Origin of the sequence: Nocardioides sp. NPDC087217 (assembly GCF_044744805.1) — a bacterium.
Lineage (GTDB): Bacteria > Actinomycetota > Actinomycetes > Propionibacteriales > Nocardioidaceae > Nocardioides.
Genome location: NZ_JBIUZB010000005.1, coordinates 411,199 through 438,187, shown reverse-complemented (window position 1 = coordinate 438,187; position 26,989 = coordinate 411,199). Strand labels below are relative to the sequence as shown.

Below are 26,989 nucleotides of genomic sequence, written 5' to 3'. Positions count from 1 at the left end.
CATGACGACGACCCAGGCAGCGCCCCTGACCCATCGGCACCACCATGCTCGTGGGTTCTGGTCGGTGGCGTTCCTGTTCGCGGTGACGATGGGCTTCGCGGCCGCACCGGCGCCGCTCTACGTCTTCTACGTCGACGAGCAGGGCTGGAGCTCGTTCGTGATCACGGTGGTGTTCGCGACGTACGGCGCGGGGGTGGCGATCTCGCTCTTCCTCGCCGGTCATCTCTCCGACCGGTTCGGGCGGCGGCGGGTGGTGGCGCCGGCGGTGCTGCTCAACGTTCTCTCCGCGCTGATCTTCCTCTCGACCCATGAGCTGGGCTGGCTGCTGCTGGCGCGGCTGCTGTCCGGACTGGGCGTCGGGATGCTGACGGCGACCGCGACGGCTCACCTCGCCGAGCTGCACCGGTCCGCCCGGCCGGAGGCTCCGGCGACCCGGGCCGAGGTGGTCGCGACCGCGGCCAACATCGGCGGACTGGGGCTGGGCCCGCTGGTCGCCGGCGCGCTGGCCGAGTGGGCGCCACGACCGCTCTACACGCCGTACGCGGTCTTCGCGTTCCTCATGGTGCTCGGGCTGCTCGCGGTCGTGGCGGCGCCGGAGACGGTCGACACCGACCAGCCCGGATGGACCTACCGGCCGCAGCGGGTGCGAGTGCCAGCCGACGCGCGTAGCGCCTACTTCGCCGCCGGGATGGCGAGCTTCGTGGCGTTCGCGATGTTCGGCTTCTTCACCTCGCTGGTGCCGTCCTTCCTCGCCGAGGATCTGGGCATGCGCTCCCACGCCGTCGCCGGTGTGGTCGGGTTCTCCATCTTCGGGGCCGCGGCGCTCTTCCAGGTGCTGGCCGGACGCTGGCAACGCCGTCGGCTGTACGTCGTCGGGCTGGTCGCGCTCACCGCCGGGCTGCTCCTGGTCCTCGGCGCCCTGCTCTCCGGCACGTTCTGGGTGCTGGTGCTCGGGGCCGTCGTCACCGGGGCCGGGTCGGGGATGTCGTTCAAGGCGGCCGTCGCCACCGTGATCTCGGTGGCGCCGGCGAACAGCCGAGGCGAGGCGCTCGCCGGGCTCTTCCTGATGGCCTATCTCGGGATCACGGTGCCGGTGGTGCTGCTGGGGATCCTGGTGCAGTTCGTCGCGACCGAGCCGGCGATGCTCGCCTTCGGCGCGCTCCTGCTCGTGCTGCTCGGGGTCGCGGCGCGTGGGGTGTCGGGGGCGCGGCGTACTCCTTGAACGCCGGGAGGCGGTGATGCGGGGGACGGTATGGGGGCCTGAACCGGCTGGGTAGCGTGGCGCGCCTGCCCCCAACCTCTGGAGTTCAGCCATGACCATCGGCCTAGGAATCATCCTGCTGGTCCTCGGACTCGTCCTGCTCACCAGCGCCGTCGATCTGCCCGACGAGGTCGCCAACGCGATCGCCAGCGAGCCGTTGGGCTGGATCTTCGTCGTCACCGGCGGCCTCGCGATCGTGATCGGCGTGCTGCTGTCGGTGAACCGGTCCCAGCACACCACCGCCGTCGAGCACCGCCAGTACAACCCCGGTCCCTATGCCGGAGGCCCCCAGGGGCCGTACCCTCCTGGCCCTCAGGCGCCGCCGCAGGGGCACTACCCGCCGGCCGGCCAGCCCGCGCCCGGCAACGCCCCTCAGGGCCAGCACTTCGGTGCCGGCTACCCCGGCCGCCGGGCATGACCCGTTCAGCGGCGGCGCGTCGGGCGTAGCCCGGAGCGGGCGGCGCGGCGTACGGCCTCGCTCAGGTCCTCGAGGGCGATCGAGTCGAGGCGCCAGCGCTGCCAGAAGAGCTGGATGTCGATCGGCTTCGCGCCCGGGAGCGGGACCGTCACGCCTGAGTCGAGGTCGGCCTCGGCCTGGGCGTCGAGGAGCATTCCCCAGCCGAGACCGCGCCTGATGGCCTCGTGGAAGTCGTGGCTGCTCGGAACCCGGTGGACGACCGGTGGCCGGGTCGCCCCGTGCGCCGCCAGCACCTCGTCCTGGAGGTGGTCCTTCTCGTTGTAGACGATCATCGGGATCGCACCCCAGTCGATGCCGCGGCCCTTGCGGTGGCGCTCGATGAGCACCGGGGCGGCGCCCGGGGTGTAGCGGAGCCTTCCCAGTGGTTCGACGGTGCAGCCCTGGACCGGTTTCGGCTCGCTGGTGACCGCGGCGAGGACCTCGCCGCGGCGCAGCGCGTCGGCCGAGTAACCCTGGTCCTCCACGGTGATCCGCAGCGCCGTCCGGTCCCAGGTCGCGACCTCGTCGAGCACCGGACGGAACCAGGTCGCGAGGGTGTCCGCGTTGACCACGACGGAGAGGTCGACGACGGTGGCGTCGCTGGTCTTGTCCGCGCTCAGGGTGGCGGCTGCCTCGTCGAGCAGCAGGCGGAGCTGCCGGCCGTGCCTGATCAGGGGCTCGCCGGCCTCGGTGGGGGTGCAGGGAGTCGTACGCCGCACCAGCACCTGTCCGGCCGCGCGCTCCAGCGCCCGGATCCGCTGGCTGACGGCGCTCGGGGTGATGTTGAGGCGTCTCGCCGCGGCGTCGAAGGTGCCTTCCTCGGCGATCACGACGAGGGTCTCGAGCTGGGTCGGGTCGAGGGCGGGCATGCCTTAAGTGTGGCTTATCTTCGGTAAGATTCTTTCGCTGGTCTGTAGATGCGTGGCGGCTTAGCGTCGCTGATGTGATCAACGCCAGCCTCGCCGGGCTCCTCACCGGGCTCAGCCTCATCATCGCCATCGGGTCCCAGAACGCGTACGTCCTGCGGCAGGGCATCCTGCGCTCGCACGTGTTCGCCGTGGTGGCCGTGTGCGCGGTCTCCGACCTCCTGCTCATCTGCGCCGGGGTCGCCGGCATGGGGGCGGTCGTCGAGAGCGCCGGGTGGGCGGTGGAGGTGCTGCGCTGGTTCGGGGTGGTCTTCCTCGGCTGGTACGGCATCGGGTCGTTCCGGCGGGCGCTGCGGCCCTCGGGGCTGGATGCCGCCGACGCGCCCCGCGAGACGCTCCCTCGCGTGATCGCCAAGGCGGCCGCCTTCACCTGGCTCAACCCGCATGTCTACATCGACACCCTGGTGCTCCACGGGTCGATCGCGGCGACCTACGGCTCGGCGCGATGGGGGTTCGCGATCGGCGGCTGTCTGGCCAGCATCGTCTGGTTCGCCGGTCTCGGGTACGGCGCTCGGCTCCTCGCGCCGCTGCTCGCCAGCCGACGTGCCTGGCAGGTGCTCGACAGTCTCATCGGGTGCATGATGCTCGCGATCGCGGGCGGGCTCGCGTTGGGTGGACTGGGCTGACCGGGCTGACCGGGCGGCAGACTTTCAAATCCGTCCAATGTGTTGACCAGCCGCCTAGTGTGGCCGCATGCCGTGGACGACCTCCGATATTCCTGACCTGACCGGCAAGAACGCCGTGGTGACCGGACCGACGCTGGGCGGGATCGGCTACTTCGTCGCGCGCGGCCTCGCGGCTGCGGGGGCACGGGTGATCCTGGCGGGGCGGTCCTGGGAGAAGCTCGACGCGGCCGCGGAGGCACTGACCGAGGAGGTTCCGGGTGCCAGCCTCGACCGGGTCGCACTCGATCTCTCCTCGCTCCAGGCGGTGCGAGCAGGGGCCGAGGCGATCGCGGCGGCGACCTTCGACGGCGGCGGGCCGCTGCACCTGCTGGTCAACAACGCCGGGGTCATGGCGACGCCCCAGACGCGGACCGTGGACGACCTCGACCTGCAGATGGCGACCAACCACTTCGGGCCGTTCCTGCTGACCGGCCTGCTGCTCGAGCCCCTGGCCGAGAGCGGCGAGGGGCGGATCGTCACCATGTCGAGCGTGATGCACAAACTGGCCCGCAAGGCGCCGCTCGGGTTCCCGACCGTGCAGGTCGGCCGCTATTCGCCGTGGGGCGTCTACTCCCAGTCGAAGCTCGCCAATCTGCTCTTCACCTTCGAGCTCCAGCGGCGCCTGGAGAAGGCGGGACTGCCGATCGCCGCGTACGCCGCCCACCCCGGGCTCGCGTCCACGCGCCTCATGGCGAACGGCACGTCCAAGAGGCTGATCGCCCCGATCGCGAGCATCAGCGAAGCCGCTGTCCACGCCATGGCTCAGACGCCGCAGGCAGGCGCCTGGCCCGCTCTGATGGCGGCGACCCAACCGGGACTGAAGCCCGGGACGTACATCGGACCTAGCGACGCCTTCGAGGCTCGCGGCGTGCCGAAGCCGGTCACCGCGACACGCCTCGCGCGCGACCCCGAGGCGGCGCGGGCGCTGTGGGAGCTCTCCGAGCAGACCACCGGCATCGCCTATCCCTGACCGGCCCAGACCAAAGTCTGACCCCGGTCGCTACCTCCGGCCGATGCCCCGAAGGCGCCGCGGATCCTAGATTCACCAGGGTGAGCAAGAAGGTCCAGATCTGGTCGCGGACGATCTCCGGCGCCACCCATCATCTCGAGGTGACCGGGGAGATCATCCGTACGTTCGTGTGGACCGTCGACGGGGAGGAAGTCCTCACCCGGAAGACCTCCGACGACCGGGCCCGGCTGGAGAGCAAGGCGCACGGGAGCCTGCTCGTGATCCACTCCGGGCTCGGTACGCCGCGTCGCGCGACCTACTTCGCGCCCGGCGAGGACCTGGCCGGGATGGCCGGCATCGGCGGCGTCGACCTCACCCCGGAGCCTGGGTCGCGAGCCGCTGCGTACGAACAGCGGGTGATCGACCACCCCAGGCGCTATGCGCTCATCGAGACCCTCGGCGGTGCCGCGGGCGTGGTCGGCGGCATCGTCGCCGCGATGGTCGTCGCGTGGATCCTCGCCCGGGTCTCGCTCCCCAACATCGACCTCCCGCTCCCGAACCTGCCGGACCTCCCCGACCTGCCGCTCCCCGACCTCCCCAGCATCCCGTGGCCGTCGATCCCCTGGCCGGACCTCCCCGACGTACATGTCCCCGGGTGGGTCGAGCAAGCCGCCGGCTATCTGAAGTACATCTGGCCGATCGTCCTCGCCTTCGTCCTCGCTCAGGGTGAGATCAAACGTCGCCGCAAGCATGCCCAAGCGTCAGCCGCGTCGGCCGAGAAGTCAGCCGCGTTGGCCGAGAAGTCAGCCGCGTTGGCCGAAGCGTCACTCCCGTCGGCCGAGAGGGCAGCGAGTGACGCCTCGCCCGACGGAACCGACGCCTCGCCCGACCTAACCGACGCCTCGGCCGACCGGGGTGACGCCTCGGCTGAGCGGGGTCAGCGGCGGGGCTTGTAGGTCGGCTTCTCGCGCTTGAACGCGGCCTCGCGGGCGATCTTGGTGTTCTCGCCGAAGAGGAGGCGGAGCTGCTCGATGCGCTCGCGGGAGAAGGTGCGCTTGACGGGGGCGTACCAGGTGTCGTTGAAGAGGCGCTTGGCGGCGGCGAGCTGGTCGGGGGAACGCTCGGAGAGCTTGCGGGCGAAGGCGGTCGCGGTGGCGACCGGATCGGCCGAGAGCTCGGTGACCAGGCCCAGCTCGTAGGCACGCTCGCCGGAGAACTGCTCGGCGGTCATGGTGAGCTTCTTGGCGGTGTCGATGCCGACGACCTCGGAGAGCGACCGGATGCCGGTCATGTCGGGGATGATGCCCCACTTGCCCTCGAGGACCGACCACTGCGAGTCGGGCTCGGCGATGCGGAAGTCGGCGCCGAGCGCGATCTGTACGCCGCCACCGAGGCAGTGACCGTGGACGGCCGCGATCACCGGAACCGGCAGCCGGCGCCAGGCCCACACCGACTCCTGAAAGAGGTTGGTCCCACGGAAGGGCCTGGGCAGGAAGGCACCGACGATCTTCTTCGGGTCACGCAGGACCGAGGCGAAGTCGAGACCGGCGGTGAACGCGTCCCCCTCACCGGCGATGACCACGGCGCGCAGGTCGTGGTTCTTGCCGAGCACCTTGGCGGTGTCGACCAGCTCCTGGAGCAGCTCGAGGGTCAGCGCGTTGAGCTTGTCCGGGCGGTTGAGACGCACCTGGGCGATGCCGTCGTTGATTTCGGTGGTGACGAGGGGCATGGGGAGAACATTACGGGGCAGTAGGCATGATGGGGCACATGGCTGACCCACGCGCTGGAACGCTCGCTACGCCCGCCGACCTGGTCGACGTACCTCACCTGGTCGCCTCCTACTACAACCTGCAGCCCGATCCGGACGATCCGGCTCAGCAGGTCGTCTTCGGCACCTCGGGCCATCGCGGGTCCTCGCTCAAGTCAGCCTTCAACGAGACGCACATCCTGGCCACGACCCAGGCGATCGTCGACTACCGGACCTCGCAGGGCTTCGACGGGCCGCTGTTCATCGGACGCGACACCCACGGCCTCTCCGAGCCCGCGTGGGCGAGCGCGCTGGAGGTGCTGGTCGCCAATGACGTACGCGTCCTGGTGGACGACCGCGACGGCTACACGCCGACGCCGGCGGTCTCGCACGCGATCCTCCGTGCCAATGCCGGTCGGGTGTCGGGTGCCGGCCTCGCCGACGGGATCGTGGTGACCCCGTCCCACAACCCGCCCTCCGACGGCGGCTTCAAGTACAACCCGCCCCACGGCGGTCCCGCCGACTCCGACGCCACCAAGGTGATCGCCGCCCGCGCCAACGAGCTGATCCGCGCCGGGCTCTCCGGGGTCAAGCGGGTGCCGTTCGCGGCCGCACGGCGGAAGGCCGAGGCGTACGACTTCCTGGGCTCCTACGTCGACGACCTGCCCAACGTGGTCGACCTGGCCGCCATCCGCGATGCCGGGGTACGGATCGCCGCCGACCCGCTGGGCGGGGCATCGGTCGCCTACTGGGGCGAGATCGCCGAGCGCCACAAGATCGACCTCAACGTGGTCAACGAGCTGGTCGACCCGACCTGGCGCTTCATGCCACTGGACTGGGACGGCAAGATCCGGATGGACTGCTCCTCCCCCAGCGCGATGGCCGAGCTGGTGCGCTTCGTGGAGAGCACCCCAGAGTTCGACATCGCCACCGGCAACGACGCCGACTCCGACCGGCACGGGATCGTCACCCGGGACGCCGGGCTGATGAACCCCAACCACTTCCTCGCGGTCGCGATCGACCACCTCTTCGGCGGCGCGCGTCCCGACTGGCCGGCGACCGCGCGCATCGGCAAGACCCTGGTCTCGTCCTCGATGATCGACCGGGTCGCTTCCTCGTTGAACAAGCCGCTGGTCGAGGTGCCGGTCGGGTTCAAGTGGTTCGTGCCGGGGCTGATCGACGGCTCGTTCGGCTTCGGCGGCGAGGAGTCGGCGGGCGCCTCGTTCCTGCGCTTCGACGGCACCGTGTGGACCACCGACAAGGACGGCATCATCCTCGCCCTGCTCGCCTCGGAGATCCTGGCGCGCACCGGGAAGTCGCCGTCCCAGCGTTACGCGGAGCTGGTCGCGGACCATGGTGCACCTGCGTACGCCCGGATCGACGCCCCCGCCTCGCGCGAGGAGAAGGCGAAGCTCGCCGGCCTCTCCCCCGAGGCCGTGACCGCGACGAGCCTGGCCGGTGAGGAGATCACCGCCAAGCTCACCGAGGCGCCCGGCAACGGCGCGGCCATCGGCGGTCTGAAGGTGACCACCGAGTCGGCCTGGTTCGCGGCCCGGCCGTCGGGGACCGAGGACGTCTACAAGATCTACGCCGAATCGTTCCGAGGACCTGACCACCTGGCGGAGGTCCAGGAGGAGGCCAAGGCGGTCGTCTCCGCCGCCCTGGCCTGACCTCCCGCTCGCCCCGGCTCCGAGATCAACGCATCCAGAACGGGTGCTCGGCGTCCTCCCGCACCGTCACGTTGACCCGGTTGAAGAGGTTGTGGGTGGCGATGCAGAGGACCAGGGCAGCGGTCTGCTTCTCGTCGTAGTGCTTGGTGACCTCACGCCAGAGCTCGTCCGGCACGGCGTCCTCGGCGTCGGCGAGGCGGGTGACGGCGTCAGCCAGGGCGAGGGCCGCCTTCTCGGCCTCGTCGAAGAAGGGCGACTCGCGGAAGGCGGCCAGGCCGACGACCTTCTCGATCGGCAGGCCGACCTCGGCGAGACGTACGGCATGGCCCTGGAGGCAGGCGGCACAGCCGTTGAGCTGGCTCACCCGGATCGCGACGAGCTCGGTCGTGGTCTCGGGAAGGCCGCCCTCGGCCACGGCGGCCAGGAGGTTGCCGATGCCCTTGAATGCCTGCGGGATGACTTCTGCTGGGTTCTTCATTCGATTGCTCATGCCATCCCCGACCCGCCCCGGCACAGCGATGTGACGGACCGCTGAAAGAAAAACTTCTTTCACCGAAGCGGTCACATCTGGTCTGCTTCGCGGGTCGGGTCCATAAGGGCTCGTACTGTGCGGGCCGAGGATCGAGAGGACCGACGATGCAGCAGGAGTGGCTGGCCGAGCGTTTCGAGGAGGAGCGGCGGCACCTGTTCGGGGTGGCCTACCGGATGCTCGGATCGACCTCCGAGGCCGAGGACGCCGTCCAGGACGCCTGGCTCCGGCTGAGCCGGAGCGACGCCGAGGAGATCGACAACATCGGCGCCTGGCTGACGACGGTGGTGGCCCGCGTCTCGCTCAACATGCTGCGCTCACGCAAGACCCGCGGTGAGCTGCCTCTCGAAGATCGACTGCCAGAACCCACGGTCGTCCTCGACGACGCCACCACCCAGGACCCGGCCGAGCGCGCGCTGCTCGCCGACTCGGTCAGCATCGCCCTCCTCGTCGTGCTCGACCAGCTCTCCCCGGACGAGCGGCTGGCCTTCGTACTCCATGATCTCTTCGCCGTGCCCTTCGACGAGATCGCGTCGATGCTCGACCGCTCGTCCGACTCGACCCGCCAGCTCGCGAGCCGCGCGCGCCGACGGGTCAGAGGGCGTACGCCCGACCGCGATGTCACCGCGCAGCGTGAGGTCGTCGACGCCTTCTTCGCGGCCGCCCAGGACGGCGACCTGGACCGGCTGATCGGTGCGCTCCATCCCGACGTCGTCCTGCACGCCGATCTCGGCTCCGGGATCACCACCTACCGCGGCGCGGCCAAGGTGGCGGGCAACGCCGTCATGTACGCCCACGCCGACCGCGTCACCCACTCCGCCCTCGTCAACGGCTCCGCCGGCGTCGCGATCACCTTCCACGGGAAGCTCTACAGCGTCATGGCCTTCACGGTGGTCGACGGTCGGATCACCGAGATCGAGGCGTACGCCGCCCCCGCCCAGGTCGCAAAGCTCGCCGCGAGCCTGGGGCTGGAGTCAGCGCACAACCAGGGTTAGGCGGCCTGGCGGCGGGGTCGGCCGCGGCCACGCTTGTGGGTGACCACCTGGCCGCGTTCGACGATCTCGCCGCCCCAGACGCCCCAGGGTTCGGAGCGGGCCAGAGCACCGGAGAGACACTCACGCATCACCGGGCAGTCGAGGCAGCGATCTTTGGCCACCTCGAGGGCGGCGGGGGACTCTGAGAACCACAACGCAGAGTCGTCTCCGTGGCACGGAAGGCCGGCGGCGTACAAAGGCGGGATGATCTCCAAGGGCACCCCTCGAGAATCTGCGCCTGAGGTAGGCCCGCACATCGGGAAACTACCTTAGATCGCCCCTGAGGATCCCTCACTGAGAATCTCCCGAGGGGGAATCGTTTCGGACTCGTGATTCGCGTTTACACCCCTCTTCGTCGCAAATCTCTCTACGATGCGAAATCGCCGCGACTCGACGCGGCGGAACCCCGAGAGGAGCAACCCGTGAAGCTCGGAAAGCAAGGAATCAGCCTTGCGCTCGTCGCGGCAGGCCTGGTGGCCACACCGATCGCCGCCTTCGCCGCGGAACCGGATCCCAGCGGCATCGACCAACTGAAGGCCGCGGCTGATCAGACCGTCACGCTCAAGAAGGAGGGCGCCACCGGCCTGATCGGCTACGCGTCCACCAAGGGCGATCTGCTGCCCGACATCGCCGCCGACACCAAGTCCGAGGCTGCCGCGAAGGCGCGCGCCTACCTCGACGAGTACGCGTCCGTCTTCGGCGCGAAGCCCGCCCAGCTCGACCAGTCGAAGGTCAGCACCACCCCGGCCGGGTGGACGGTCGAGTTCGAGCAGGTCTACAAGGACGTCCCGGTCTTCGGCGGCGTCCTGAAGGCCCACGTCGACAAGGCCGGCGACCTGACCTCGGTCAACGGTTTCGCCGCCCCGAACCTCGACCTCAGCACGACCCCGAAGTGGTCGAAGGAGAAGGCCGGCGCCAAGGCGCTCGAGCTGGTGAAGTCGAAGCCGGCCCAGGCCCACCCCGACAGCAAGATCGACACCAGCGGCGTCGAGGTCGTCAAGGCCGACCTCAACATCTACCGCATGGGCGCGGCCCAGGGCGTGAGCGGCAAGAGCCTGCTCGCCTGGGTCGTCGAGGTGTCCAACCGGTCCACCGTGCGCGAGGTCGTCGTACTCGACGCCGCCAGCGGCAAGCCGGTCAACCGCTACTCGATGCTCCACGCGGCCACCGACCGTGAGCTCGTCGAGAAGCACAACACCCCCGAGACCACCGACGACGAGACCGTCTGGACCGAGAACGACGCCTTCCCGGGCACGCTCGACCAGGACCAGCAGAACGAGGTCGCCACCACCGGCGAGTCCTACTGGCTCTTCAAGAACACCTTCGGCCGCGACTCCTACGACGGCAACGGCTCGAAGATGGTCACGGTCAACAACGACCCGGCGATCTCGTGCCCGAACGCCAACTGGAACGGCGAGACCACCAACTACTGCTCCGGCGTCACCTCCGACGACGTCGTGGCCCACGAGTGGGGCCACGCCTACACCGAGCACACCTCCGGCCTGATCTACCAGTGGCAGCCGGGTGCGCTCAACGAGGCGTACTCCGACATGTGGGGCAACACGGTCGACTTCCTCAACGCGCGGGAGAACACCACCGACGACGTGGCCCGTACGGATGGCAAGTGCTCCTCCTCCACCCGTGGCGCCATCACGCTGACCATCAACTCGCCGGCCGACGTCGCCGGTGACTGCCCGGCCGCGGCCGCTAGCTTCGGTCCGGTCTACCCGACCTCCGGCGTGACCAGCGACATCGTGGTCGGCCTCGACGCGGCCAACAGCGGCGGCCCGTCGACCACCGACGGCTGCTCCCCGCTGGAGAACGCCGCTGCCGTCAACGGCAAGTTCGTGCTCGTCGACCGTGGCACCTGCCCGTTCGTCCAGAAGGTGGCGAACGCGAAGGACGCCGGCGCCAAGGGCGTCGTGATCGCGTTCCTGCAGGGTCAGCCGATCGGCAGCATCTCCGGCACCTCCGACATCTACGGGGCGACCACCGACTACGCCACCGGGCAGAAGATCAAGAACGCCACCGGCCCGGTCAACATCACCATCAAGGACGCCTCGACCGAGTCCAAGGACGAGTCCGTACGCTGGCTGATGGGTGAGGACTCGACCGCCTTCGGCGGCGCGATCCGCGACATGTGGAACCCGAACTGCTACGGCGACCCGGGCAAGGTCTCCGACGAGGAGTACCACTGCGACGGTGCCACCGACTCCGGCGGCGTCCACGTCAACTCCGGCGTCATCAACCACCACTACGCCCTGCTCGTCGACGGCGGCGCCTACAACGACGTCAACGTGGCGGGCATCGGCCTGGACAAGGCGGCCAACCTGATCTGGCACGCCCAGACCAACTACCTGACGCCGACCTCGGGCTTCCCCGAGTACGCCCAGGCGATGGTCTCCTCGTGCGCCGACCTGATGGGCGTGACGACGCTCAAGAAGCTCACCCTCGGCACCTCGACCCCGCAGACCGGCGGCGGCGAGACTCCGGGTGGCGAGGCCGAGGCTCCGGCTCTCGACCCGATCACGGCCGACGACTGCGCGGCGGTCGGGGCGGCCAACACGGCCACCGAGCTGACCAAGGAGCCGGTCCAGTGCAACTTCGGCCCGATGCTCGACCCGAACACCCCCGCGCTGTGTGGCGAGGGCACCAACGAGGTCACCACCTACACCGAGGACTTCGAGGACGGCCTGACCGGTTGGACCCAGGACGCTGAGGCCCTGGTCCCCGGGAACGACATCCCCTGGGAGGCCGGCAGCGACGTCGAGGGTAACGAGACCGGTCTTGCGTTCGCGCCCGACCCGAACGAGGGCGCCTGCGGATCCGCGACGGGTGACATCACCAGCCGAAACGGCCTCGTCAGCCCGGCTCTCACCGTCCCGAGCGGCCTGTCGCCACGGCTGAGCTTCGACCACTCGGTCCTCACCGAATGGGGCTATGACGGCGGCAACGTCAAGGCCTCTGTCAACGGCGGCGAGTTCGAGGTCGTCGACCAAGCCGCGTACGCCTTCAACGCACCAGGCGGCACGATGAGTGCCGACAGCGGATACATGGAGGGCGAGCCGGCCTGGACCGGCTCGGACGGCAACAGCTTCACCGGCAAGTGGGGCACCACGATCGTGAAGCTCGACTCCATCGCAGCCGCCGGCGACACCGTGAAGTTCCGCTTCGACTTCGGTCGCGACGGCTGTGGCGGGGCCAGGGGCTGGGCGGTCGACAACGTCTCGCTGAGCTACTGCACCGAGAAGGCGGTCCCGGAGATCTCCGCCACCTCGCCGAAGCGCGGCAAGGTCGAGATCACCGTCGACGGCAAGCGCGCCTCCGGCCAGATCGTCGTCAGCGAGAACGGCATCCGCGTCGGCCGCTTCACCCTCAAGAAGGAGGAGGCGACCTTCCGGGCGATCCGAGGCACCCACACCTACAAGGTGGTCTACTCGGGTGACCGGTACAACGAGGCGATCACCGAGACGGTGACCGTCAGGGTCAGGTAGCCGTCACACCTTCACAGGGCCCCGCCGAACAAACCAGTTCGGCGGGGCCCTCTGTGTCCCTACACTCACGCCATGCGCGGAACGATTGTGACCATGGGCGGTGGCGGCTTCTCGATGCCGGAGGTGCACCGGCAGGACTTCTCGCCGCTCGACGCGGAGCTCAACCGGCTGACCGGGAAACCGCGGCCCAAGGTCTGCTTCATCGGCACCGCGAGCGGGGACGCGGACAGCTACCACGACAAGTTCCTCGCCGCGTACGCCGATCGTTCCGAGGCGAAGGTGCTGTCACTGTTCAACAAGGCGCCCGAGGGGCACGAGCTTCCGATCAAAGACCTCGAGCAACTGCTCGACCAGGACATCGTCTACGTCGGCGGCGGGTCCACCGCCAACCTGCTCGCGGTGTGGCGGCTGCACGGACTGCCCGCCCTGCTGGAGAAGGCCGCCGCCCGCGGCACGATCCTGGCCGGGATCTCGGCAGGGGCGAACTGCTGGTACGAGGCGTCCTCGACGGACTCCTTCGGCCCCACCGCGCCGCTCCCCGACGGACTGGGCTTCCTCCCCGGTTCGTTCTGCCCGCACTACCTCGGCGAGGAGGACCGGCGGGAGACGTACGTCCGGTTCGTCGGCTCCGGCGCGCTGCCCTCCGGCTACGCGGCCGATGACGGCGTCGCCCTGCTGTGGCGCGACGGCGAGCTGGTCGAGGCGATCAGCGAGCGGCCCGACGCGGTCGCCTTCGCCGTCGGGCCAGACGGGGAGACCCCGCTCGAGGTCAGGGTGCTCGACTAGGTCCTGGTCCTACGGCACGTAGAGCAGGGCGTACGTCGCGAGGTGGCAGAAGCCGAAGAGCGCGGGGGCCCACACCTCGACGTTGCTCATCGGCAGGTAGCGCGAGCTGTCGCGACCGAGGCCGACGGCCGACCACTCCGCGACGCCGGGCGCCGCGGGGAGCTGCTTCTCGAGGTGGGAGATGACGGAGTACTTCCCGCTCGCCATCTGCCGGTAGGAGCGGATGATCCAGAACCAGCCGAGGCACGAGCCGAGGGCGGCGATCAGGGCGACCGTGAAGAGCCAGGGCCGTTCGGGAGAGCTGGCCACGAGCGCCGTGCCCGCGACCAGGATCCCGACGTTGAGGACCAGCAGGAACGCGCTGGTGAGCGTACGCCGCACGCTGAGCCGCTCGGCCTCGGCGACATACAGCTTGTACTGGTCGAAGAGGATCGCGCGGTCACCGCTGGAGAGCACGTCGGGAGGAAGCACCCACAGACCCTCGGCGAGCGCCGACGGGTTCGGCTTGTTGGCGGTCACATAGCTGCGTACCGCGGTCGGCGACTCAGCTCCGGGAATCAACTCGTTCTCCATAGTGCGTAGTTGTCTACCGGTCCCGGCGGGGTGATGTCCATACGAGATTCGTCACCGTTTGCCTCGAGATCGGCTATCGGAGCTCGAGCAGCGTGGCAGCGGCCTCGTCGACACACTCGGCGAGGCTGAGATCGGTCGTCTCTGAGACCCAGCGGCCGAACGCTGCCTGGAAGACCGCGGCGGCAGCATGGGCGGCCAGCGCGGCGACGGTCTCAGCGACGCCTCGCTCCACGAGAGCCGCCTGAGCGGCGGTAGCCATGTCGGCCATCTTGAGCAGCTCGCGCTCACGCAGCGCGGGAGTCGCCTCGACGATCCGGGCCCGCTCCACCGCCTGCTCACGGGTGCGGAGCGCGCTGAGCTCGACCGCCGCCTGATGTACGCCGTCGAGCACCATCCGCAACGGCGTCGCTTCCGCGTCGGCGGAGGCGACCGCCTTGGCGACCAGGTCGTCGAGGGTGACCGGGCCGGCGAAGAGCACCTCCCGCTTGTCGGCGAAGTGACGGAAGAACGTGCGTTCGGTGACCCCTGCACGGGCGGCGATGTCGCCGGCGGTGGTCTTGTCGTAGCCCTTCTCGGTGAACAGCTCGATGGCAGCCTCCAGCATCCGACCTCGCGCGTCCGGCTCCCATCGCCCCATACGCCCATCCTATGCGATGACAGTTTCTGACATCGCGTGCTACCGTCGATGTCAGTTACTGACATGAAAGGAAACCCGATGAACATCTTCGTCACCGGAGCCTCCGGCTGGATCGGTTCCGCGGTCACCGATGAGCTGCTCGCCAACGGCTATGCCGTCACCGGCCTGGCCCGCTCCGAGGCGGCCGCGGCTGCCCTGGAGGCCAAGGGCGCGACCGTCCACCGGGGCTCGCTCGGCGACCCCGGATCACTCGCGGTCGCTGCCAAGGCTGCGGATGCCGTCATCCACCTGGCGTTCAACCACGACTTCGACAACTACGCCGCTGCCGGACGTTCCGAGCGTGCCGCGGTGAGCGCCATGCTCGAGACCCTCGAGGGCAGCGGAAAGGCGTTCCTGTTCGCCAGCGGCGCCGCGGGAGCCGCCCCTGGGCGCATCGCCACGGAGGAGGATGCCAGCCCCTTCCACGGACCCGACTCGATGCGCGGCGGCAGCGAGAACCTCGCGTTGAGCCATGCCGAGAAGGGCGTACGCCCTGTGGCACTGCGCTTCCCGATCGTCCACGGCCGTGCCGGCGACCCCGGCTTCGTCACCTACCTTGCTCAGGTCGCCAGGAAGCAGGGCGGCGTGTCCGGCTACATCGGCGACGGCAGCAACCGCTGGTCCTCCGTCGACCGCCCGGACGCCGCCCGCATGGTGCGACTCGCGCTGGAGAAGGCGCCTGCCGGTTTCCGTGCGCACCCGGTCGCCGAGGCCGGCATCCCCACCCGGACGATCGCGGAGGCGCTCGGTGACCGCTTGGGCCTGCCGGTGCGGTCGATCAGCCCGGAGGACGCCGAAGCCCACTTCGGCTGGATGTCCATGATGTTCAGCACGGATGTGTCGGCTTCATCCGACATCACCCGCGCGACTCTGGGCTGGGAGCCGACGGGCCCGACGCTCCTGGAGGACATCGCCGCCGGGGCGTACGACGCCTGAACGTACGACGGGGAGCTCTCGTCGGTCTACCTGCAGGTAGCCGACGAGAGCTCCCCGTCGTAGCGAACTAGATGGCCTTACCGACGGAGGCGGCGCCGGCGGCCTCGAACTCCTTGAGCAGCCGGCGACGGGTGCGGGTGTCACCGCGGACCGCCTTGACGAGCTTGACGACCTGCGAGGGCGCGTTGCGCACGTTGGTGGACTCGAGGAAGCCGTTGGGCAGCGAGAGGCGCAGCACCTTGTGCCACGCGGAGGCGACCTGCTGCGGCATCGGCGCGGAGTGGTAGTTGAGGCCGTACTTGTCGAAGAGCGCGCGGACCTTCGGGGCGATCTCGGCGTAGCGGTTCGAGGGCAGGTCCGGGAAGATGTGGTGCTCGATCTGGTGGGACAGGTTGCCCGTCATCACGTGCAGGAACTTCGAGCCGGAGATGTTGGCCGAGCCGAGCATCTGCCGGACGTACCACTCACCGCGGGTCTCGTTCTCCGGGATGTCCTTCAGCTCGAAGGTCTCGACGCCCTCGGGGAAGTGACCGCACATGATCACCGAGTGGGTCCAGACGTTGCGGGTGAAGTTGGCGATGACGTTGGCCAGCAGCGTCGTCGGGCCCGACAGGGTGACCATAGAGACGAGCGGGTGGGCGACGTAGTCCTTGAACGCCTGGCGGCGGACCTTGGCGACCGTACGCTTCGCCGCCATCTGCCACTCGGCGGACGGGCGGCGGCCCTTCTTCTTCTGCCGGATCACCCGGCCGAGCTCGAGGTCGTACATCGCGATCCCGTACTCGAAGATGCACATGTTGATGAAGTTCATCGCGGGCTGGAACAGGCTCGCCGGCGTCCAGCGCTGCTCCTCGTCGACGCGCATGATGCCCCAGCCGAGGTCGTTGTCCTTGCCGACGATGTTCGTGTAGGTGTGGTGCAGCTCGTTGTGGGAGTGCTTCCACCCCTCGCTCGTCGAGGCGTTGTCCCACTCCCACACGGTGGAGTGGATCTTCGGGTCACGCATCCAGTCCCACTGGCCGTGCATGATGTTGTGGCCGATCTCCATGTTGTCCAGGATCTTGGCGATCGAGAGACCGACGGTGCCGACGACGAACGCCGGCGGGAAGATGCTCGCGAGCAGGACGGCACGGGAGCCGAGCTCCAGCGAGCGCTGGACCTTGATGACCTTGTGGATGTAGGCAGCGTCGCGCTCACCGCGGGTGTCGATGACCTCTTGGCGGATGGCGTCGAGCTCGCGGCCGAGCTGCTCGATGTCGTCGCGGGTCAGGTGGGCGATCGGGCCGGTGTAGGCCGGGGCATCAGGTGCGATGGTCATGACTGTCTCGCTCTCGTCTTGTGGGGGATGCCTCAGGAGGCAGGGTGGTCGATGACGCACTCGCCGGCGGCGGCGGAGATGCAGGTCTGGATGGGTACCCCGTCGGGGCCGGTCTCACCCGGGCGGGCGACGGTGAGCTCGCCGTTGCGGAGGTCGCGGACGGCGCCCTCCTTCATCGGGAGCACACAGCCGAAGCAGATGCCCATACGGCAACCGCTCGGCATGAGGACGCCGGCCTCTTCGGCGGCGTCGAGGATCGGCTTGTCACCAGGTGCGTCGACGGTCTTGCCGGTGAAGGCGACCGTGCCGCCCTCGCTGGTCACCACGGTGGCCAGACGGAACTGCTCGGTCTGGAGCGGCAGGCCCGCCTCGTCGTACCAGGCCTGGAGGTTGTCGAGGAGACCGGCGGGACCGCAGGCGTACGCCTTGCGCTCCCTCAGGTCGGGGACGAGCTCGGTGAGGGTGTCGATGTCGATGCGGCCCTCGGTGCCGGTGTAGCGGGTGACGAGGCGGATCGCGCCGGCCTCGGCGAGGGACTCGAGGTTGCGGATGAAGATCGAGTCCGGGCGGCTCGGGGCGACATGGACGACGGTGACGTCGAGCCGCTGGTGCTCGACGACGCCCTCGTCGGTGACCGGGAAGAGGTTGCGCAGCATCCCGATGACCGGAGTCACGCCGGAGCCGGCGGTGACCATCAGGAACTTGTGGCCGCGCAGGTCGCTGGGCAGGACGAAGTCGCCGGCCGCCTGCTCGAGGTGGACGATCTTGCCGGGGCGCAGGCGGCGCACCAGGTGGCTGGAGACCTTGCCGTCGGGCACGGCCTTGACGGTGATCGAGATGAGGCCGTCCTTGCGGGGGCCGTGGGTCAGGGAGTAGGCGCGCCAGTGGCGTACGCCGTTGACGTCGACGCCCACGCGGACGTACTGACCCGGGGTGTGGCCGTTCCAGTCGGCTCCCGGCTTGATCTCGATGGTGGCCGCGTCGGCGGTCTCCGGAGTGACCTTGACGACGCGTCCTCGCAGGTCAGCGCCGGGTCGGAGGGGGTTGAACATGTCCAGGTAGTCGGCCGGCGCCAGGGGCGTGGCGATCGTCTCGGCGACCTCCCACACCTTGCGGGAGAGCCTCTCCCGCAGCGCGGGTCGCCTGACCTCGCCCGGGGCGAACAGGGCGGGGGATGTAGAGATCTCAGCCATGTATCCATAGTGCTACTTATTCGAGGTAAACTCCTGTGTTAGCGACGTGAATCTGATAGGCGGATTTATACGTGACGAACAAAAGTTCCCGAGATGTGCCGGCTCTTTCGTCCTATGACGTCCATCTGACGCCCGAGGTCGTCGCCTCGATCCGTGCTGTGCTCCCCCAGGTCGGCGACGACGTGGTCGCCGCGATCATCGCCGAGGTGCCTCCCTACCAGGACGCGCTCTCGGGACACATGGGCGAGACCATCCGGAACGCGGTCGGCGTAGCACTGGGCGGATTCTTGTCGCTCGCCTCCGGGGCGGGCCTGGCCTCAGACGTGTCAGCCGCGACGCCGCCTGCGGTCCAGGGTGCCTATGACCTGGGCCGCGGCGAGGCGAGGAGCGGGCGGACGATGGAGGCCCTGCTGGCGGCGTATCGTATCGGCGCCCGAGTGGCCTGGCGAGAGCTCGCGAGCAAGGCCGTCGAAGGCGGTATGGAACCGGCGATGCTGGTGGAGTTCTCCGCACTGGTCTTCGCCTGGATCGACGAGATCTCGGAGGCCTCGGCGGCCGGGCATGCCGACGAGCGCGCCACGACCGGACGCGTACGCCGGCAGCTGCGCGAGCGGCTCGCCCGCAAGCTGCTGGCCGAGACGACCCCGGAGGAGCTCGACGACGCGGCCGTGCGGGCCGAGTGGACCCCGCCGAGCACGCTGACCGCCGTGCTCGTCCCCAACTCCCAGGTCGGCACCATCCTCGCCAAGGTCAACCAGGGCACCCTGGAGCACGACGACCTGCGCGATCTCGACGACCACACCCTGCTGCTGGTCCCCGACGCGCACGGACGCCGGCGCCGGGCACTGATGAAGGCGCTGGAGGGTCGCCGGTCGATCGCCGGCCCGGCCAAGCCCTGGCGCGAGGCCCGGGTCTCGTACGAGCGTGCCCGCCGCGCCCACGACGCGGGCCTCGGCTCCGACACCGAGCAGCACCTGGTCGAGCTGGTCCTCTCCGCCGACGCCGATGCCCGCGAGGACCTGCGCGCCCAGGTCCTCGCCCCGTTGGCCGACCTGCGCCCCGCCACCGCCGAGAAGCTCACCGAGACCCTCCGCTCCTGGCTCCTCCACCAGGGCCGGCGCGACGAGGTAGCCGCCGATCTCTTCATCCACCCCCAGACCGTCCGCTACCGGATGGGGCAGCTACGCGACGTCTACGGGGACCGGTTGGACGACCCCGCGATGCTCCTCGCCCTCACGGTCGCCCTCGGCTGAGCGCTGCCGGGTCAGGCCTCACCGTTCCGCGGGTCCTCGCCGACGAGGCCGTCGATGGACTCGCGGATCAGGTCGGCGTGACCGGTGTGGCGGGCGTACTCCTCGATCATGTCGGCGACGTAGCGGCGGGCGTTGGCCTCGACCTGCCACTCAGGGTTGGTCGCCAGCGTGTCCATCCCGTTCCTGCCGAGGGCCTCGGCGATCGACCTGCGGGACCTGGCGACCGCACCCTCCCACAGCTCCATCAGCCCATCGGCGGTGTCCTCGGCCTCGGTCTTCCAGTCCCAGCCCTCCTCGTCCGGGCCGTATTGCGCCCAGACGTCCGGGTAGCCGTTGCCGGCGAGGACCGCGGTGAAGTAGTGGTCCTCACAGAACGCGAGGTGCTTGAGGAGCCAGCCGAGCGTGATCTTCGACGGCTCCAGTCGCTGGCGAAGCTGCTCGTCGGTCAGCCCGCCACACTTCCAGGCGAACGTACGCCGGATCCGGTCGAGGGTGCTGAGCAGCGTCCCGGTCTCGTCCATGACCGGGGTCATCTCGATCGTCATGCCGCTCACGCTAGGCCGGGTTCCGGACGTAAGCCTTCCGATTAGCGGAACTGCGTAGCCGTGGGAGCGGCATGCGAACCCGGCTAACTGGGTACCGCGCCAGGCATGACTGACGCCACTGCCTATCGGTCCATGACAGCAACGACGCTGCAGACCGCAGCGACGGTCGTGGCCGGAACGTTCCTGCTCGTCGGAGTCCTCGGGTTCATCCCGGGCGTCACCACCGACTATGACTCGATGACCTTCGCCGGCCACGAATCCACCGCCCTGCTCCTCGGCATCTTCCAGGTGTCGATCCTGCACAACATCGTGCATCTCCTGTTCGGGATCGCCGGGCTCGTCCTGGCCACCTCGTGGAGCGGAGCCCGCGCCTACCTGATCGCCGGCGGGGCGATCTACATGGTCCTGCTGATCTACGGCGTGGCCGTCGACCACGGCAGCAGCGCGAACTTCGTACCCGTCAACAGCGCCGACAACTGGCTTCATCTGGTGCTAGGCGTGGGGATGCTGGCGCTCGGCCTGGGACTGGGGCGAACAACGGATCGACCCGGCGCACTCTGAATGGAACGCACGAGCGTGTGGCTGGCCACGGCCGAAAGGCCGCGGTCCGCCACGCCGGAATCGGGTCGGAAGGCTGATCTCGCGGTCGATGTGGCCGTGGTGGGCGGAGGCATCGTCGGGTTGACGACTGCCCTGCTCGCCCAGCGGCGCGGCCTCCAGGTCGCCGTGCTGGAGGCGGCGACCGTGGGTGGAGGCACCACGGGGTACAGCACCGGAAAGGTGACCGCGCAGCACGGGCTGATCTATACCGAGCTGGTCGAGCGGCACGGCGAGGACGACGCCCGGCTGTACGCCAGCGCGATGCGCGCCGGGGTCGAGCAGGTCGCCGACCTCGCCACGGAGCTGGAGATCAGCTGCGACCTGACCCGAGCGCCGGCGCTGGCCTATACCCGGCAGCCGGAGCAGCGGTCCCGGATCGAGGATGAGGCGAGCGCCGCTGCTCGGCTCGGGCTCCCCGCACGGGTGACCGACCGAACCGACCTGCCCTTCGATGTCGAGGCCGCGGTTGCGTTCGACGACCAGATCCACTTCCACCCCGGCAGATACCTGGCGGGCCTCGCCGACGCGTTCACCGCGGCCGGCGGGCAGCTACGCGAGGGAACGCGGGTCATCGACATCGATGAGCAGAGCGACCGAACCGTCCAGCTCACCACCCACGCCGGGACGGTGGTGGCCGACAAGGTGGTCGTCGCTTCACTGCTCCCGCCCGGCCTGCTCGGCGGCTACTTCGCGCGAACCAGGCCCTCCCGCTCCTACGGGTTGGCGGTCCGCCTGCGCGACCCGGCGCCGACCAGCATGGCGATCGGCATCGACTCGCCCAGCCGCTCGACCCGGCCCTGGCTGGACCCCGGCCCGAACGGCCTGATCGTGGTCGGCAACGGCCACGAGACCGGTGCCGAGCCCGACACCGAGGCGATGTACGCCGACCTCGAGAGCTGGGCCCGCACCACCTTCGACGTCGAGGAGATCGACTACCGCTGGTCATCGCAGGACTACTTCACCCCGGACCGGTTGCCCTACGTCGGCTACCCACCGACGAGCGAGATGATCCTGGTGGCCACCGGCTTCCAGAAGTGGGGCCTGAGCAGCGGGACCGCGGCCGCGATGATGCTCGCCGATCTTCTCGCCGGCACCGACAACCCGTGGCTACCGGTGTTCGACGCGAGCCGGATCGGCGACGTCCGGAGCGTCGGCCGACTCATCAAGGACAATCTGAAGGTCGGCGAGGAGCTCGTTGCGGGCCGCCGCCACGACCCTGAGGCCCGCCCCGCCTCCGAGCTGCAACCGGGCCAAGGCGGCCTGGTCGACCTCGACGGCGACACCGTCGGCGGCTACCGGGACCCGGCGGGCGCCTTGCACACGGTGAGCCCCAAGTGCAGCCACCTCGGCTGTCCCCTGCACTGGAACCAGGCCGAGACCAGCTGGGACTGCACCTGCCACGGGTCCCGGTTCTCCCCTGACGGCTCCGTCCTGGACGGGCCCGCCGTCAGACCGCTCGCCCGACCCGGCACCCACGATCCCGATCCGGCTTGACCTCAAGCCGACATGAGCACCGACGCTGGTGCCATGAAGTTCACCGACACGCAGCTCCGCTACCTCCGCACCCAGCCGCTGGGCAGGCTCGCGACCCTTGCCCCCGACGGCGGCCTGCAGAACAACCCCGTGGGGTTCACGATCGACGAGGAGCACCGGATCATCATCGGCGGCTACGAGATGGGCCGATCACGGAAGTTCCGGAACGCCCAGAAGCACGCCAAGGTGGCCTTCGTGGTCGACGATCTCGAGTCCACCAACCCGTGGAAGCCGCGGATGGTCGAGATCCGCGGCACCGCCGAGGCGCTCACGGACGTGGACCCGCCGATGCCGGGGACCTCACGGGAGGTCCTCCGGATCACGGCGGACTCGATCAGGGACTACGGTCTCGGTGACTGACTCAGCGCTTCCGGAACAGCCGGGGCGGCACCAGCGAGAGTGGGTTGATCGCCGCCCGGATGCGCTGCCATCTGGTGCGTGAGTCGGAGATCGATGAGCGAAGCGTGCCGACCTGCTCCCAGAAGGCTGCGACCTCGTCGTCCTGCGGCCCGGCCTCGCCGAACATGGTGGTGTCGGTGAGCAGCGCCAGACCTGGCGCACCGTCCATGCCCGGCGACGCGGACAGCGCGGAGGCCTGCTCGCGGCGGGTGGCGCCGACGGGCACCCCGACCCCGAAGTCACGGGCGTGGTCGAGCGTCTCGCGCCAGCCACCGGAGAGACGGGCGACCGGAGTCCCGCGCGTGCGCCGGCGATGTCGCCGCCAGATCTTGGCGCCGATGATCGCCCCGCACAGGGCTGCGATGAGCAGCAGCGGGATGCCGACGTACGTGAAGACGGCGATCAGCCAGCCCGGCAGCGTGAACCCGTCGGGCCGGGAGTTGGCCTTCTGGTTGACCGACTCGTCCAGCGGGTCGCCGGAGGTCGCGGGCGGGCGTACGGGCGCCGGCGGCGGGACGACCTTGCCGGTGACGAGCTCCTCGGGCTGAGGCGCGTTCTGCTCGGGCGGCTTCTCGGTGTTCATGAACTCGGACCAGTCTAGGGTGGCCCAGGACCCGTCCGACATCCGCAGCTCGACCCAGGCGTGCATGTCCTTGCCCTGGACGACGCCGTCGGAGCCGACGACGGCACCCAGGACCACCCGGGCCGGGACGCCGACCTGGTTGGCCAGGATCGCCATCAGCGCGGCGTACTGCTCGTCGTTGCCGGCGAGCTGGCCGCCCTTGGCGGTGAAGTCGGCGAGACGACGCAGGGAGTGGCCGGCCGGGTACTGCTGGTTGGGCGGCTCCCCGTCGGTGTAGGTGCCCTCCTCCTTCAGCTTCTCCGCCACCGCCAGGGCGTTGGTGATCGGCGAGTCACCACCACCGGCGTACTCGGCGGCGAGCGCCTGGAACTGGGCGGCCTCGTCGCCGATCGGCGACCCGCCCGACCAGGTCTCGCTCTTCTCCCCGACCTTCTCGTCGGCGACCGAGGCGGTGAAGGAGTAGGAGTCGCCGGGCTTCAGCGCCGACGGCAGGACACCGGTGGACGTCGCCAGGTTGTAGCGGAACGAGTCGGCGTCGGGACCGTCGAACGAGATGTGCGTCAGCGCGGTCGGCAGCGGCACCCAGACGCCGCCGAAGTCCTCCCCGATCGTGATCGTGCCGCGCACCTGCTTGCCGTCGGCGAGCGGGTTGCGCAGCGTCGAGCTGATCTTCTGGAAGGTGTCGTCGGGACCTTCGGTCTCGCCGGAGTCGTTGGCCGCGCGCCAGACGGTGCCGTCGTACGAATCCATCGCTGCGACCCGGACCCGGGTGCCCTCGGGCAGGCCCGAGACGGTGAACAGGTCCTTCTCGTAGAGCCGGCGGTCGTCCTCGGGCGTCTGGTAGCCCTTGGTGTAGACCCGGAAGCCGGCCAGGGGCGACGGGTACTGCCCGACGTTGAAGGGCGGCTCGATCTCACCGCGCAGCACGGTGCGCTCGGGCGCGAGACCCGGGAGCAGCGGCCCTGCGAGGAACGCCAGCCCGGCCGCGCCGAGGCACAGGGCGGCTCCGATCGCGGTCCGTGAGAGGCGTCGGCCGCCGGCGGCGAGGGCACGAGCCCGCATCCCGCGGATGCACAGCCAGGTGATCGCGATCGCTCCGAAGAGCGCGCCGAGCAGAGCGGTCTTGGACGGGTCCTGGACGCCGAGCAGGATCACGCCGGCCATCAGCGCGAACGCGACGAGCACCGGCGGCAGCGCCGCCTTCATCCGCACTGCCAGCGCGAAGCCGACACAGCCGGCGACGAGACCGAGGATGTAGGGGATCGTCAGCAGCGCCCCGCCGTCGACCGGCGGCAGCGTGGTCAGCAGTCGCTTCCAGCCGTGCACGGAGTTGTCGGCGAGGGTGCCGATCGTGTCGGGCACCGGGAGGAACGAGAGGTCGCCGATCCCGTGTAGCGCGACCGCGCCACCGAGCACGAAGAAGGCGGCCAGGAGCCCGACGGCCAGCACGACCACCGGCTGTCCGCGGCCGACGAAGGCGATGAGGATCCCGAGCAGCAGCCCGGCGACGCCGGCGACCAGGTAGGTCCAGCCGGCGTAGGTGTCGTCGAAGCCGAGGAAGGCGATGGTGCCGAGAAGGAACAGCAGGAGGGCGTCGACGGCGTGGTGCTTCTTCATCCGGACAACCCCTTCGACAGCACGATCGGCAGCTGGTCCAGGTCGGGCAGGGTGAGCATCGGCAGGTCGGCGACGGCCTTGAAGCCGGCGCGCTGCGAGGTGTCGACCCGTACGGCGACGGTGGTGGCATCGACCGAGAACTGGCCGGCCGCGCGCTGCAGCGCGACGAACTCCGGGTAGCGCCCGGTCACCAGCATCACCAGCGACGCGTCCGGCGCCTGCCGGGCGGCCTCGGCGGTGATCTCGATCAGGTTGGTCTGCTGCGGCTTCGCCCGGGAGCAGGCGTCCAGAGCCGTACGCCCTCCCCCGCTCGCCGCGGTGGCGCGCACCATCAGCACGTCGCCGGTCGCGAACGAGACGTCGAACTCGTCCAGGATCCCGCGCCGCAGCAGGGATCCCGCGATCGACATCGCGGTCTCGTACTCGTCCTCGCTGTCGTAGGACATCGGCGAGGAGTCGACGATGACGACGATGTGGGAGCGGCGGGTGTCGAGGAACTGGCGCACGAGCAGCTGCCCGTGGCGTGCCGAGGAGCGCCAGTGGATGTGGCGCAGGTCGTCGCCGGGGACGTACTCACGCAGCGCGTGGAAGGCGAGGTCGCTCATCGAGGTGTTCTGTGCCGTGGACCCCTCGAGGTCACGGACCAGACCGACCCCGAAGGGCTCCAGGTGGGTGGTGCGCGGGTGGACGAACACCTCGGTGCGGTCGGTCCACTCCTGCACGCGCCGGAAGAGGCCGAGGGGGTCGCCGCGTACCGTCCGGACGGGACCGACGTCGATCACGCCGCGGCGCTGGGTCGGCACCACGAACAGCTCGGTGTGCTCGGCGCCGGGGAGCAGCATCGGCAGGTCGTACGTCACCCCACCGGCTCCGATGGGGAACTCCAGGCTCGTCGAGACGAGCGGACCGCGCGCCTCGTTGCGGGCCCGCAGCTCGCCGGTCAGCGCCTGGCCCACGGCGACGCGCGGCGGCTCGACCACGGTCGCCACTGCGAGCCGGGTGCGTCCGATCATGAAGAAGGCCGCACCGATCACGAGGAACAGCGCCGCCATCGCCACCACGGCCGCCTCGATCCAGCCGAGCGCGGTCGCGGCGACCCAAGCCAGCGCGCCGAGGAGCAGCACACCCCAGCCGATCGAGGTCACCGTGCCGAACCACGGACGGACCCGGTCGGCGACGAACGAGTAGACCGAACCCGCCCCGGACGCTACCGGGGCGAGTCGTTTCCGCAGGTCAGCAACGGTGTTGCGGACACTGAGCCTGCTCATCTCAGGCGACACGCTCAGTGGGAGCCGGGACCGAGGTGAGCAGGTCGCCGATGACGTCCTCGACCGTGATGCCGTTGAACATCGCCTCGGGGTCGAGGATCAGGCGGTGGCAGAGCACCGGCTCGGCCAGCGACTTGACGTCGTCGGGCAGCACCTGGGAACGGCCCTCAGCGAGCGCCCACACCTTGGCGGTGCGCACCAGGGCGAGGCAGCCACGCATGGAGGCGCCGAGACGTACGTGCTTGTGGCGACGCGACTCGTCGACCAGCGCAGAGACATATGCGACGATCGCGGGGTCGATGTAGACCTGGTCGGCCATCTCGGCCATCTGGGTGACCGTCGGGGCGGTGATGATCGGGGTGACCAGGGTGGCGCGGTCACGGACCGAGGAGTTCATCAGCAGCTCGACGGTGGCGTTCTGGTCGGGGTAGCCGACCGACGTCTTCATCAGGAAGCGGTCCAGCTGCGCCTCGGGCAGCCGGTACGTCCCGGCCTGCTCGATCGGGTTCTGGGTCGCGATCACCATGAACGGGCGGCCGACCTCGCGGGTGGCGCCGTCGACGGTGACCCGGCCCTCCTCCATGACCTCCAGGAGCGCCGACTGGGTCTTCGGGGAGGCGCGGTTGATCTCGTCGGCCAGCACGATCGAGTGGAAGATCGGACCAGGGTGGAACTCGAAGGCGCCCTTGCCCTGGTCGTAGACGGTCACGCCGGTGACGTCGGACGGGAGCAGGTCCGGCGTGAACTGGATGCGGGCGTGCGAGCCCTGGACCGTGTTGGCCAGCGCGCGGGCGAGCTGGGTCTTGCCCGTGCCCGGGTAGTCCTCGAGGAGCAGGTGGCCCTCGGAGAGCAGCGCGGTCAGCACCAGGCGGATCACGTTGCGCTTGCCCAGCACCGCCTTCTCGACGTTGTCGGCAAGCTTCTCGAAGGTCTCGTGGAACCAACGAGCCTGCTCGGTCGTGACGGTCATTTCTTCT

26 protein-coding genes are annotated in these 26,989 nt (G+C 69.7%); 14 read left to right on the top strand and 12 right to left on the bottom strand.

The annotated features are described in order from the left end of the window. Position 1 precedes the first annotated feature (1 nt). Together ACIO3S_RS22770 and ACIO3S_RS22765 are read left to right on the top strand one after the other, a co-directional pair. Positions 2 to 1,222, top strand: coding sequence for an MFS transporter (locus ACIO3S_RS22770; protein ID WP_400467964.1), 1,221 nt, complete (start codon positions 2 to 4; stop codon positions 1,220 to 1,222). Between the two features lie 91 nt (positions 1,223 to 1,313). Then, entirely contained in the window at positions 1,314 to 1,679 is a 366-nt protein-coding gene (locus ACIO3S_RS22765) for a hypothetical protein (RefSeq protein ID WP_400467963.1), read from the top strand. Between the two features lie 5 nt (positions 1,680 to 1,684). Here ACIO3S_RS22765 and ACIO3S_RS22760 read toward each other — a convergent pair whose 3' ends face one another. After that, complete coding sequence (locus tag ACIO3S_RS22760; RefSeq protein ID WP_400467962.1) at positions 1,685 to 2,587, bottom strand: LysR family transcriptional regulator ArgP; 903 nt, start codon at positions 2,585 to 2,587, stop codon at positions 1,685 to 1,687. A 74-nt stretch (positions 2,588 to 2,661) separates the two neighbouring features. On the opposite strand from ACIO3S_RS22760, the gene ACIO3S_RS22755 reads away from it, so the two are divergent. From ACIO3S_RS22755 to ACIO3S_RS22745, 3 genes are all read left to right on the top strand, one after another. Then, positions 2,662 to 3,270 carry a LysE/ArgO family amino acid transporter gene (locus ACIO3S_RS22755; RefSeq protein WP_160026569.1) on the top strand — a complete coding sequence of 203 codons (609 nt, stop codon included), beginning with the start codon at positions 2,662 to 2,664 and terminating at the stop codon, positions 3,268 to 3,270. Between the two features lie 67 nt (positions 3,271 to 3,337). Continuing rightward, positions 3,338 to 4,279 (top strand): oxidoreductase, encoded by a 942-nt coding sequence (locus ACIO3S_RS22750; RefSeq protein ID WP_400467961.1) that lies wholly within the window; start codon positions 3,338 to 3,340, stop codon positions 4,277 to 4,279. A gap of 80 nt (positions 4,280 to 4,359) precedes the next feature. After that, entirely contained in the window at positions 4,360 to 5,214 is an 855-nt protein-coding gene (locus tag ACIO3S_RS22745) for a hypothetical protein (protein WP_400467960.1), read from the top strand. Here the strand turns inward: ACIO3S_RS22745 and ACIO3S_RS22740 are convergent. Then, positions 5,196 to 5,987: a crotonase/enoyl-CoA hydratase family protein gene (locus tag ACIO3S_RS22740; protein WP_400467959.1), complete on the bottom strand. Its 792-nt coding sequence runs from the start codon at positions 5,985 to 5,987 to the stop codon at positions 5,196 to 5,198. The two genes, ACIO3S_RS22745 and ACIO3S_RS22740, sit on opposite strands and share 19 nt — an antisense overlap. Positions 5,988 to 6,025: 38 nt before the next feature. On the opposite strand from ACIO3S_RS22740, the gene pgm reads away from it, so the two are divergent. Then, positions 6,026 to 7,675 carry a phosphoglucomutase (alpha-D-glucose-1,6-bisphosphate-dependent) gene (gene pgm / locus ACIO3S_RS22735; protein ID WP_400467958.1) on the top strand — a complete coding sequence of 550 codons (1,650 nt, stop codon included), beginning with the start codon at positions 6,026 to 6,028 and terminating at the stop codon, positions 7,673 to 7,675. Between the two features lie 25 nt (positions 7,676 to 7,700). Here pgm and ACIO3S_RS22730 read toward each other — a convergent pair whose 3' ends face one another. Then, positions 7,701 to 8,153, bottom strand: coding sequence for a carboxymuconolactone decarboxylase family protein (locus tag ACIO3S_RS22730; RefSeq protein WP_400467957.1), 453 nt, complete (start codon positions 8,151 to 8,153; stop codon positions 7,701 to 7,703). A gap of 158 nt (positions 8,154 to 8,311) precedes the next feature. On the opposite strand from ACIO3S_RS22730, the gene ACIO3S_RS22725 reads away from it, so the two are divergent. Further along, positions 8,312 to 9,199 (top strand): sigma-70 family RNA polymerase sigma factor, encoded by an 888-nt coding sequence (locus ACIO3S_RS22725; protein WP_400467956.1) that lies wholly within the window; start codon positions 8,312 to 8,314, stop codon positions 9,197 to 9,199. Here ACIO3S_RS22725 and ACIO3S_RS22720 read toward each other — a convergent pair. Then, the gene (locus ACIO3S_RS22720; protein WP_045547698.1) at positions 9,196 to 9,495 is read right to left on the bottom strand and encodes a WhiB family transcriptional regulator; all 300 of its coding nucleotides are present in this window, start codon (positions 9,493 to 9,495) and stop codon (positions 9,196 to 9,198) included. The genes ACIO3S_RS22725 and ACIO3S_RS22720 overlap by 4 nt on opposite strands. Positions 9,496 to 9,660: 165 nt before the next feature. Between ACIO3S_RS22720 and ACIO3S_RS22715 the strand changes: the two genes are divergently transcribed. Continuing rightward, positions 9,661 to 12,732, top strand: a complete 3,072-nt coding sequence (locus ACIO3S_RS22715; protein ID WP_400467955.1) for a M4 family metallopeptidase — start codon at positions 9,661 to 9,663, stop codon at positions 12,730 to 12,732. A gap of 72 nt (positions 12,733 to 12,804) precedes the next feature. Then, positions 12,805 to 13,518, top strand: a complete 714-nt coding sequence (locus ACIO3S_RS22710) for a Type 1 glutamine amidotransferase-like domain-containing protein (RefSeq protein ID WP_400467954.1) — start codon at positions 12,805 to 12,807, stop codon at positions 13,516 to 13,518. Positions 13,519 to 13,527: 9 nt separating this feature from the next. On the opposite strand, the gene ACIO3S_RS22705 is transcribed toward ACIO3S_RS22710, so the two are convergent. Both ACIO3S_RS22705 and ACIO3S_RS22700 read right to left on the bottom strand, forming a co-directional pair. Further along, positions 13,528 to 14,079, bottom strand: coding sequence for a hypothetical protein (locus ACIO3S_RS22705; RefSeq protein WP_160026561.1), 552 nt, complete (start codon positions 14,077 to 14,079; stop codon positions 13,528 to 13,530). 85 nt (positions 14,080 to 14,164) lie between these two features. After that, positions 14,165 to 14,728 (bottom strand): helix-turn-helix domain-containing protein, encoded by a 564-nt coding sequence (locus ACIO3S_RS22700; RefSeq protein WP_400467953.1) that lies wholly within the window; start codon positions 14,726 to 14,728, stop codon positions 14,165 to 14,167. 78 nt (positions 14,729 to 14,806) lie between these two features. On the opposite strand from ACIO3S_RS22700, the gene ACIO3S_RS22695 reads away from it, so the two are divergent. Then, a complete protein-coding gene (locus ACIO3S_RS22695) occupies positions 14,807 to 15,703 on the top strand; it encodes an NAD-dependent epimerase/dehydratase family protein (RefSeq protein WP_400467952.1) in 897 nt (298 codons plus the stop codon). Positions 15,704 to 15,770: 67 nt separating this feature from the next. Here the strand turns inward: ACIO3S_RS22695 and ACIO3S_RS22690 are convergent, their stop codons facing one another. After that, a complete protein-coding gene (locus tag ACIO3S_RS22690) occupies positions 15,771 to 17,021 on the bottom strand; it encodes an acyl-CoA desaturase (protein ID WP_350718587.1) in 1,251 nt (416 codons plus the stop codon). 32 nt (positions 17,022 to 17,053) lie between these two features. Beyond that, positions 17,054 to 18,214, bottom strand: coding sequence for a ferredoxin reductase (locus ACIO3S_RS22685; protein WP_400467951.1), 1,161 nt, complete (start codon positions 18,212 to 18,214; stop codon positions 17,054 to 17,056). 95 nt (positions 18,215 to 18,309) lie between these two features. Between ACIO3S_RS22685 and ACIO3S_RS22680 the strand changes: the two genes are divergently transcribed. Next, on the top strand, positions 18,310 to 19,467 hold the full coding sequence (locus ACIO3S_RS22680) for a helix-turn-helix domain-containing protein (protein ID WP_350840953.1): 1,158 nt from the start codon (positions 18,310 to 18,312) through the stop codon (positions 19,465 to 19,467). Positions 19,468 to 19,478: 11 nt separating this feature from the next. Here the strand turns inward: ACIO3S_RS22680 and ACIO3S_RS22675 are convergent, their stop codons facing one another. Next, complete coding sequence (locus ACIO3S_RS22675; protein WP_400467950.1) at positions 19,479 to 20,012, bottom strand: DinB family protein; 534 nt, start codon at positions 20,010 to 20,012, stop codon at positions 19,479 to 19,481. A gap of 105 nt (positions 20,013 to 20,117) precedes the next feature. On the opposite strand from ACIO3S_RS22675, the gene ACIO3S_RS22670 reads away from it, so the two are divergent. Genes ACIO3S_RS22670 through ACIO3S_RS22660 form a run of 3 tightly spaced genes read left to right on the top strand, consistent with a single transcriptional unit; the run spans position 20,118 to position 22,505 of the window. Then, positions 20,118 to 20,573: a DUF4383 domain-containing protein gene (locus tag ACIO3S_RS22670; RefSeq protein ID WP_400467949.1), complete on the top strand. Its 456-nt coding sequence runs from the start codon at positions 20,118 to 20,120 to the stop codon at positions 20,571 to 20,573. After that, the gene (locus tag ACIO3S_RS22665; RefSeq protein WP_400467948.1) at positions 20,574 to 22,106 is read left to right on the top strand and encodes an FAD-dependent oxidoreductase; all 1,533 of its coding nucleotides are present in this window, start codon (positions 20,574 to 20,576) and stop codon (positions 22,104 to 22,106) included. 33 nt (positions 22,107 to 22,139) lie between these two features. Beyond that, positions 22,140 to 22,505: a PPOX class F420-dependent oxidoreductase gene (locus ACIO3S_RS22660; RefSeq protein WP_400467947.1), complete on the top strand. Its 366-nt coding sequence runs from the start codon at positions 22,140 to 22,142 to the stop codon at positions 22,503 to 22,505. Between the two features lies 1 nt (position 22,506). Here ACIO3S_RS22660 and ACIO3S_RS22655 read toward each other — a convergent pair whose 3' ends face one another. Genes ACIO3S_RS22655 through ACIO3S_RS22645 form a run of 3 tightly spaced genes read right to left on the bottom strand, consistent with a single transcriptional unit; the run spans position 22,507 to position 26,982 of the window. Beyond that, entirely contained in the window at positions 22,507 to 24,744 is a 2,238-nt protein-coding gene (locus ACIO3S_RS22655; protein ID WP_400467946.1) for a DUF3488 and transglutaminase-like domain-containing protein, read from the bottom strand. Continuing rightward, on the bottom strand, positions 24,741 to 26,012 hold the full coding sequence (locus ACIO3S_RS22650; protein ID WP_400467945.1) for a DUF58 domain-containing protein: 1,272 nt from the start codon (positions 26,010 to 26,012) through the stop codon (positions 24,741 to 24,743). Before ACIO3S_RS22650 ends, ACIO3S_RS22655 begins: the two co-directional genes overlap by 4 nt. 1 nt (position 26,013) lies before the next feature. Continuing rightward, positions 26,014 to 26,982: a MoxR family ATPase gene (locus ACIO3S_RS22645; protein WP_160026549.1), complete on the bottom strand. Its 969-nt coding sequence runs from the start codon at positions 26,980 to 26,982 to the stop codon at positions 26,014 to 26,016. Between the last annotated feature and the right edge of the window lie 7 nt (positions 26,983 to 26,989).

Excerpts from the sequence above, each read along its gene's own strand:
- ACIO3S_RS22740 (WP_400467959.1), bottom strand. The coding sequence starts at position 5,987 with ATGCCCCTCGTCACCACCGAAATCAACGACGGCATCGCCCAGGTGCGT.
- ACIO3S_RS22730 (WP_400467957.1), bottom strand. The coding sequence starts at position 8,153 with ATGAAGAACCCAGCAGAAGTCATCCCGCAGGCATTCAAGGGCATCGGC.
- ACIO3S_RS22725 (WP_400467956.1), top strand. The coding sequence starts at position 8,312 with ATGCAGCAGGAGTGGCTGGCCGAGCGTTTCGAGGAGGAGCGGCGGCAC.
- ACIO3S_RS22760 (WP_400467962.1), bottom strand. The coding sequence starts at position 2,587 with ATGCCCGCCCTCGACCCGACCCAGCTCGAGACCCTCGTCGTGATCGCC.
- ACIO3S_RS22685 (WP_400467951.1), bottom strand. The coding sequence starts at position 18,214 with ATGGCTGAGATCTCTACATCCCCCGCCCTGTTCGCCCCGGGCGAGGTC.
- ACIO3S_RS22720 (WP_045547698.1), bottom strand. The coding sequence starts at position 9,495 with ATGTGCGGGCCTACCTCAGGCGCAGATTCTCGAGGGGTGCCCTTGGAG.
- ACIO3S_RS22645 (WP_160026549.1), bottom strand. The coding sequence starts at position 26,982 with ATGACCGTCACGACCGAGCAGGCTCGTTGGTTCCACGAGACCTTCGAG.
- ACIO3S_RS22770 (WP_400467964.1), top strand. The coding sequence starts at position 2 with ATGACGACGACCCAGGCAGCGCCCCTGACCCATCGGCACCACCATGCT.
- ACIO3S_RS22750 (WP_400467961.1), top strand. The coding sequence starts at position 3,338 with ATGCCGTGGACGACCTCCGATATTCCTGACCTGACCGGCAAGAACGCC.
- ACIO3S_RS22670 (WP_400467949.1), top strand. The coding sequence starts at position 20,118 with ATGACTGACGCCACTGCCTATCGGTCCATGACAGCAACGACGCTGCAG.
- ACIO3S_RS22650 (WP_400467945.1), bottom strand. The coding sequence starts at position 26,012 with ATGAGCAGGCTCAGTGTCCGCAACACCGTTGCTGACCTGCGGAAACGA.
- ACIO3S_RS22660 (WP_400467947.1), top strand. The coding sequence starts at position 22,140 with ATGAAGTTCACCGACACGCAGCTCCGCTACCTCCGCACCCAGCCGCTG.
- ACIO3S_RS22665 (WP_400467948.1), top strand. The coding sequence starts at position 20,574 with ATGGAACGCACGAGCGTGTGGCTGGCCACGGCCGAAAGGCCGCGGTCC.
- ACIO3S_RS22695 (WP_400467952.1), top strand. The coding sequence starts at position 14,807 with ATGAACATCTTCGTCACCGGAGCCTCCGGCTGGATCGGTTCCGCGGTC.
- ACIO3S_RS22765 (WP_400467963.1), top strand. The coding sequence starts at position 1,314 with ATGACCATCGGCCTAGGAATCATCCTGCTGGTCCTCGGACTCGTCCTG.
- ACIO3S_RS22655 (WP_400467946.1), bottom strand. The coding sequence starts at position 24,744 with ATGAAGAAGCACCACGCCGTCGACGCCCTCCTGCTGTTCCTTCTCGGC.
- ACIO3S_RS22690 (WP_350718587.1), bottom strand. The coding sequence starts at position 17,021 with ATGACCATCGCACCTGATGCCCCGGCCTACACCGGCCCGATCGCCCAC.
- ACIO3S_RS22710 (WP_400467954.1), top strand. The coding sequence starts at position 12,805 with ATGCGCGGAACGATTGTGACCATGGGCGGTGGCGGCTTCTCGATGCCG.
- pgm (WP_400467958.1), top strand. The coding sequence starts at position 6,026 with ATGGCTGACCCACGCGCTGGAACGCTCGCTACGCCCGCCGACCTGGTC.
- ACIO3S_RS22700 (WP_400467953.1), bottom strand. The coding sequence starts at position 14,728 with ATGGGGCGATGGGAGCCGGACGCGCGAGGTCGGATGCTGGAGGCTGCC.
- ACIO3S_RS22675 (WP_400467950.1), bottom strand. The coding sequence starts at position 20,012 with ATGACGATCGAGATGACCCCGGTCATGGACGAGACCGGGACGCTGCTC.